Source organism: Variovorax sp. P1_H12_2, from assembly GCF_056405335.1.
In genome coordinates this window covers 1-7,287 of record NZ_JBFUCI010000335.1, presented here as the reverse complement: position 1 = coordinate 7,287, position 7,287 = coordinate 1, and the positions used below count along the sequence as shown (strand labels likewise).

At 67.3% G+C, this 7,287-nt stretch carries 7 protein-coding genes; all 7 read right to left on the bottom strand.

All coding sequences use genetic code 11. The features are described from left to right. Window positions 1-337: 337 nt before the first annotated feature. Complete coding sequence (locus AC1D2K_RS25960; protein ID WP_478092133.1) at window positions 338-1,045, bottom strand: GntR family transcriptional regulator; 708 nt, start codon at window positions 1,043-1,045, stop codon at window positions 338-340. Window positions 1,046-1,103: 58 nt separating this feature from the next. Next, on the bottom strand, window positions 1,104-1,859 hold the full coding sequence (locus tag AC1D2K_RS25955; RefSeq protein WP_478092132.1) for an aspartate/glutamate racemase family protein: 756 nt from the start codon (window positions 1,857-1,859) through the stop codon (window positions 1,104-1,106). Between the two features lie 24 nt (window positions 1,860-1,883). Next, window positions 1,884-3,311 carry a dihydropyrimidinase gene (gene hydA / locus AC1D2K_RS25950; protein ID WP_478092130.1) on the bottom strand — a complete coding sequence of 476 codons (1,428 nt, stop codon included), beginning with the start codon at window positions 3,309-3,311 and terminating at the stop codon, window positions 1,884-1,886. Beyond that, window positions 3,308-4,027 carry a maleate cis-trans isomerase family protein gene (locus tag AC1D2K_RS25945; RefSeq protein WP_478092128.1) on the bottom strand — a complete coding sequence of 240 codons (720 nt, stop codon included), beginning with the start codon at window positions 4,025-4,027 and terminating at the stop codon, window positions 3,308-3,310. The genes hydA and AC1D2K_RS25945 overlap by 4 nt, the downstream gene beginning before the upstream one ends. 21 nt (window positions 4,028-4,048) lie before the next feature. Continuing rightward, entirely contained in the window at window positions 4,049-5,374 is a 1,326-nt protein-coding gene (locus tag AC1D2K_RS25940; RefSeq protein WP_478092127.1) for an MFS transporter, read from the bottom strand. A 218-nt stretch (window positions 5,375-5,592) separates the two neighbouring features. Further along, window positions 5,593-6,819, bottom strand: coding sequence for a pyridoxal-phosphate-dependent aminotransferase family protein (locus tag AC1D2K_RS25935; protein WP_478092126.1), 1,227 nt, complete (start codon window positions 6,817-6,819; stop codon window positions 5,593-5,595). 33 nt (window positions 6,820-6,852) lie between these two features. Further along, a partial coding sequence (locus tag AC1D2K_RS25930) for a fumarylacetoacetate hydrolase family protein (RefSeq protein ID WP_478092124.1) occupies window positions 6,853-7,287 on the bottom strand: 435 nt, incomplete at its 5' end.

Below are 7,287 nucleotides of genomic sequence, written 5' to 3'. Positions count from 1 at the left end.
CATCTACAGCGAGTTCTTCCCTGGAGACAAGCCGGCACGCTCGACAATTCAGGCGACAAACATGGTCGCCACCAAGATCGAGATCGAGGTCATTGCCTACAGGCCGTGAGGCCGATGCCGATCTCTTCTTTCGGCAGCGCCTTGTCCGCCTCCAGCGGGCATTTCGAGCTGGCGCGTCAAGCGCGACGCGCGGGCGGCGTTGTCCCCGGACCCGGTGGACAGACTTGTGGACAACCGCATGCGCAACGCAGGGGATTGACTCCAGACGGGCCTTCCGACGCGATGCCTCAAAAACAGGCAGCGCGCTGATGGAACCCAGGGCGCCCAAAGCCGCCCGCTATCCGAGGATGCTCTCCAGGTCGGCCTCGTCGCTTCCCGCGTCGAGCCGGAGGCTTTGCTGAATGTGGTCCAGATGGTGGAGCATGAGGGTTTCGGCCCGCCGCGCGTCGTTGCGCTTGATCGCGTCGACGATCTCTTCGTGCTCGTCGGCGCGGCAACTGGTCGCGGTGGGCGCGTCGTACAGCGAGATGATCAGGCAGGTCAGCGTCGACAGCTCGCGCATCGTGCGCGCGAGCGCCGAGTTGCCGGCCAGTTCGGCCAGCAGCAGGTGGAATTCGCCCGACAGGCGCACCACGGCGCGCGCATCGTTGCGCTGGCGCGCGTCGGCCTCGAGTTCGAGATGCCGGCGCAGGCGCTGCATCTTGAAGTCGTCCATCGTGCCGATCAGCCGGCGCAGCACGCCGGGCTCGATCAGGCGGCGCGCCTCGAAGACGTCCTGTGCCTGCTCGATGGTCGGCTTGGCGACATGGGCGCCGCGCTGCGGCACCAGCTCGACGATCTGCTCATGGGCCAGGCGGGCCAGCACCTCGCGCACCTTGGCGCGGCTGGTGCCGAAGATGGTTGCCAGCCGGTCTTCGCCGAGCTTGGTGCCCGGCGCCAGGCGGTGTTCGAGAATCGCCGTGGAGATCTTCTCGGCGATGGCTTCGACGCTCTGCTCGCGGCCGGTTGCGCTCGTGTCCTTGGGAGAAATCATTTTCTTTGGCATGCGTTGCGATCTTAGCGACGGATTCAGGCGTCGGAACGCCGTCAGGTCGCCGAAGGCCTCATCTCTGCGCGCGGTCCCGTGCGAGCAGCCTTGCAATGCCCTCGGGCAGTCCGTGGTTCGGCTTGATCGGCGGCGGCGCGAAACTGCCCTGGCGCGCGGGCAGCGTGCCCAGTGACACCAGCGTCTGCGCGTGGCAGACGGCGCTCGACACGCCATCGACCACGGGCACCGGAATGCGGTCCCGGATCGATCGCGCCAGGCCCGCCAGCGGTGCGCCGGCGATGATGATCACGTCGGCGCCGTCGTCCTGCACGGCCGACAGGCACAGCGCTTCCAGGCGCGCCGTGTGGTCTTCCTGGACGCGCCCAATGTCCTTCAGCGGGTTGTCCAGGTTGCGGATGCTTGCCAGGCGCTCGCTCAGGCCGTTGGCCTGGACGCATTCGCGGTACCAGGCGGTGATCCGGTGCGAGATCGCGACGATCGAGAAACGCTTGCCGAGCAGGCAGGCGCTCATCAGCGCGGCCTCGGTCAGCCCGACCACGGGGATGTCGAGCACTTCGCGCAGCCCGTCGATGCCCGGATCGCCGAAGGCGGCGACGACGATGGCGTCATGCCGGTCGCAGTGTTCGGCGGCGAGCGTGGCTGTGGCGTAGGCGCCGATCAGCGATTCGAAGCGCGTCTCGATGTACGCGACGCCGAACGGCGCCGTGAGCACGCGGATCTGCGTGCCCGGCGCGGCCGCGCGGCGCGCCTCCGCCTCGATCAGGTCGGAAACGCTCTGGGAGGTGTTGGGGTTGATCAGCAGCAGGTTCATGGCGGGCCTCGGTTCTGCGTGGCGCTATCGGAGGGGGCGAGCCGGCAGCAGGCTCGGCCGGCCGCGCTTCAGAAACTGTCCGCGGCCGGCGCGCGGATGGAAGGTGTCGCCGTCCCACACCACCTCGCCGCGCGCGATCGTCAGCGCCGGCCATGCCTTCACCTCGATGCCCTCGTAGGGCGTGTAGTCCACCGCGTGGTGAAGATCGGCATTGCGCACCTGGCGCGGCGTGGCGCCCCAGACCACGAGGTCGGCATCGGCGCCGATGGCGATGGTGCCCTTGCGCGGATGCAGGCCGTAGGCCTTGGCAGGGTTCGTCGACGTCAGTTCGACGAAGCGGTTGATGGTGATGCGACCGTCGAGCACGCCGTGCGAGAACAGCAGCGGCAACCGGGTCTCGATGCCCGGAATGCCGTTGGGAATGTGGCGGAACTCGACCTCCTTGCCGCCCGGCTTCTTGCCTTCCGGTGCGTCATAGCGGAACGGCGCATGGTCGGACGAGAAGATCGTGAACAGGCCGTCGGCCAGGCCGTTCCAGATGACCTGCTGGTTGTCCTTGTTGCGCGGCGGCGGACTGCACACGCAGCGGGCGCCGCCGTAGCTGTCGTCGATGCCGAGGTCCTCGGCGGTGAGAAACAGGTACTGCGGACAGGTCTCGGCAAACACGTGCAGGCCGTGCGAGCGCGCCCAGCGGATCTGTTCGACGGCCTCCTTGCCCGACACGTGGACGATCATGATCGGCACGTCGACGAGTTCCGACAGCGCGATGGCCCGGTGCGTGGCCTCGCGTTCGACCAGCATCGGCCGCGAATGCGCGTGAAACCGCGGCGCCGTCCGGCCGCTGGCCTCCAGCCGCTTGGTCAGCCACTCGATGCAGTCCGCGTTTTCGGCATGGATCATCGCCATGGCGTCGTGGCTTCGCGCGACATCCAGCACGTCCAGGATCTGGCCGTCGTTGAGCTTGAGATCGTCGTACGTCATGTAGATCTTGAACGACGTGTAGCCTTCGGCGATCAATTGCGGCAGCTCGTGCTTGAGCACCTCCTCGGTCGGGTCGCTGACGATCAGATGAAAGGCGTGGTCGACGTGCGCGCGGCCCTCCGCGCGCTCGTGGTAGTCGCGCACCGCGGCGCGCAGCGACTGGCCCTTCTGCTGCGCGGCGAACGGAATCACCGTGGTGGTGCCTCCGCAGGCGGCCGCACGGGTGCCGGTGTCGAAATCGTCGGCCATTCGCACCGGTGCCTCCATGGGCTGGTCGAGATGGCAATGGGCATCGACGCCGCCCGGCGTGACGAAGGCGCCGGCCGCATCGATCTCGCGGACGCCGGCGGGCAGGCCCATGCCGAGCTGCACGATGCGGCCGTCGACGATGCCGATGTCGGCATCGAAGGTGTCGCTGGCGGTGGCCACGCGCGCATTGCGCACGACCAGATCAAGACCCTTGGTGATCATGAAAACAGCCCTCCCCAACCCTTGACACTGCGCGTATCGACACCGATGAGCTTCAACGCCTTCCAGACCACGGTCGCCACCGAGTCGTAGATCGGGATGCCGAGCTCGCGCTCCAGCTCGTCCACCAGCGGCGCACCGTGCAGGTTGGTGCACATCACGGTGATGGCGTCGGGCTTGGCCTGCGCCACCTCGCGAATCATCGTGCGCAGCGTGTCGGGCGCGACCTCGGCGAACGAGAAGTTCACCGTGAGATCGAGGTGCCGTTCGGCCACGCACTCGACGTCGAGTTCAGCGTAGTTGGCGACGATGCGCCGCTGCACGTCTTCGACATAGGGCGACACGAGCCCCAGCGTGCGCGCGCCCTGTGCGGCCAGCAGGTCGTTGAGCGCCAGCACCGATGTGGTCGCGGGAATGCCGGTCGCTTCGGTGATGCGGGCGCACAGCGCGCGGTCGCGCTCGAAGCCGAGCCAGCTCGCGGAGGTGCCGCTCCAGCAGATCACGTCGACATTCGCATCGGCCAGCAGCTTCGCCGCGTCGAGGATCGTGCGCTCGTCGAACTGGCTCTGCGACTTGTCGCCCATCGAGATCTCGGTCACCCGGAACCGCGAGAAATGCGCCGTGACACCCGGCACGCCGGCGACCATGGCGCTGGTCAGCGGCTCGAGCGCCGTGTTGGAGGAAGGCGTCAACACGCCGATGCGTTTTTGCTGGGACATTTCGCGAACTTTGAAAGTGAACTAGACGGGCAGCTTCTTGCTGTAGTCGATCAGCAGCGTGGAGCAGACGAACAGGCCCGCACCGGCCGCCGCGAACAGCATCAGCGCCAGGAAGTAGGAGCCGGTCGCCTGCACGATCAGGCCGACCACGATCGGCACGCCGATGCCCGCGACGTTGCCGCCCAGGTTCATCGTGCCGCCGAGGAAGCCGACGTGCGCCCGGCGACCGAGGATCGAAGGCACGCACCAGAACAGGCCGCACCAGCGCAGGAAGAACAGCGTGATCGACAGCAGCACGACCACGACGACCGGGTTCGTGATCTGCGACACCATGTAGATCGCAATGGTGGCGATCACCGACGAGATGCCGAACAGCGTGCGCAGCACCCTGGTGGTCGAGGCGCCCGCGGCCATCCACTTGTCGGCCAGCCAGCCGCCGAACATTTCACCGACGAAGCCCGAGAAGAACATGATGAACACCGCGCCGCCCATCTGCTTGATGTCGAAGCCGTGCACCTTGGAGAGGTAGTTCGGCATCCAGGTGAGCAGGCCGTAGAAGAGCGCGTTGAAGCACATCCAGCCGAAGAACATGCCCCAGACCGAACGGAAGCGCAGGAAGTCGAGCAGGCGGCCGCTGGCGCCTTTCGGCTCGCTGGCGGCATCCTGCGCATGGCTCGCCTCGATGTACTTCGCCTCCGCCTCGTTGACGCCGGGATGTTCGCGCGGATGGTTGCGGATGTAGCTCCAGGCAAAGAAGCCGGCGACGACGGTGCCGACACCCGCGATGACGAAGGCCAGGCGCCATGAGCCGAGCATCGCGATGAGGCCCGAGATCAGGATCGCGCCCAGCGCGGCGCCCAGCGGCGCACCGCCGTCGAGCAGGGTCGCACCCCGGCCGCGCTCGTTCTGCGTCATCCAGATGCCGTTGAGCTTGCCGCCCGCGGGATAGATCGGCGCCTCCGCCGCACCCAGGCCCAGGCGCGTCAGCAGCAAGGGAACCCAGCCGGTGCAGAACGCGGCAATGGCCTGGAAGAAGCCCCAGCCGAGCGTCGCGCCGGCGATGACGATGCGCGGGCCGAAACGGTCCGCCAGCATGCCGCCCGGAATCTGCATGAGCGCATAGGTCCAGAAGAAGGAACTCAACAGCAGACCCTGCACGGCCGGCCCGATGTCGAACTCCTTGGCGATCAGCGGCATGGCCACGGACAGCGACGCCCGGTCGATGTAGTTGATCGAGATGAGGAACAACATCATCAGGAAGATCTTCCAACGCACCTTGGTGGGCTGGAGGGCGGTGTCGGGTGCTGCGGCGGTCGCTGTCGCGTCGGCCGTCATGGTGGGTTGCATCGGTTTGTCTCCTTGCTTGGCACGAGGTGCCAACCTGCAGGGAAGCACCCGGCACGCTGGCGAGCTTGCAGCCGCGATGCGGGCTGGTCTGGCCAGTGCACCTCCGAGGCTGTCCGGTGGAATTTAGATTCCGTCGACTTCAATGTCAACATCAATGTTGACAATGTCGTCGACGTTAGGTGAAAACACCTACCACTCCACCCGCCTCCAAGCCGGAATCAGCTCGCATTCGCCAGGGGCGTTGCCGCAAAGAACGCCATGGCCGCCAGCACGCCGCTGCCGGCCAGCGGAACGCCTGCCAGCTTGAAGCCCATCTCGACGCCCGTCAACGCAGCCATCAGGGTCAGGTCGTTGCAATCGCCCAGGTGCCCGATCCGGAACATGCGGCCCCTCAGCTTGCCCAGCCCGGCGCCGAGCGAGAGATCGAATCGCTCGTGGATCARCTTGCGCAGCGCATCGGCATCGACCCCTTGCGGCGTGATGACGCCGGTCAGCACCGGCGAATGCACCCGCTCGTCCGCGCATTGCGTCGGCAGGCCCCAGGCACGCACCGCGGTCCGAACCCCCTCGCCCCATCGCTGGTGGCGTGCGAACACCACGGGCAGGCCCTGCTCGAGCAGCATGTCGAGCGCTTCGCTGAGACCGTAGAGCAGGTTCGTGCTGGGCGTGTAGGGCCAGTAGCCGCCCTTGTTCATCTCGACGATTTCATCCCAGGCCCAGAACGCCTTGGGCAAGCGGGCCGTCCGGCTGACTTCGATGGCCTTGGGCGACAGCGCGTTGAAGCTGATGCCCGGCGGCAGCATCAGCCCCTTCTGCGAGCCGCTGACCGTGACGTCGACACCCCACTCGTCGTGGCGGTAGTCGGCACTCGCGAGGCCGGAGATGGTGTCGACCATCAACAGGGCCGGATGGCCCGCCGCGTCGATCGCACGGCGCACCGCGGCGATGTCGGAGGTGACGCCCGTGGAGGTTTCGTTGTGCACCACGCACACGGCCTTGATGCGATGCGCGCTGTCCTTGCGCAGGCGCTCCTCGATCAGATCGGCCTGCACGCCATGGCGCCAGCTGCGCGGCAGACCGGTCTCGTCGGTGCCCGGCAATGCGAGGAACTCGGGCTCGAGGCCGAGCCGTTGCGCCATCTTCTGCCACAGCGTCGCGAAATGGCCGGTCTCGAACATCAGGACGCTGTCGCCGGGGCTCATCACGTTGACCAGCGCGGCCTCCCAGGCGCCGGTGCCCGACGCGGGGTAGACCACCACCGGATGCCGCGTCTGGAACACCTGCTGCAACCCGCCGATCACCTTCTTGCCGAGCGTGGCGAACTCGGGCCCGCGATGGTCGATGGTCGGCAGGCTGATGGCCCGGAGGATCCGGTCGGGCACCGGGCTGGGGCCGGGAATCTGCAGGAAATGGCGGCCGCTGGAATGGTTGTCGAGAGCGATCATTTGTGTCTCAGTCCTTGGGTCTGGTTCGAGGGTCTAGAACTGCACCGACGCGCGGCCGATGCCCGGAAAATCCACGGTGACGAGGTCGCCCTCGACCGCGCTCAGGATGCCCACCCAGGTGCCGCTGGTCACCACCGTGCCGGCCGCCATGCGGTCGCCATGGCGCGTGGCATGACGCAGCCACGCAGGCAGCACGTGGGCAGGGTCGCCGAGCGAGTGGGTGCCGCGCCGTTCGACCGGCGGCTGGCTGCCGATGCGCACCTCGCAGGCCTGTGCGCTCCAATCGCGCCCGGCAAACGGAATCCATTCGCCGAGCACCAGCGCACCGTGCGATTGCAGGTCCGCCAGCTTGCACAGCGCAGGGGCGTCGATGGCCTCCTGCCAGCGCGAGTCGACGACTTCGATCGAGACCGCCATCGCATCGACCAGGGCACGCGCGCTGTCGACATCCAGCGTCGATGCGAGCGC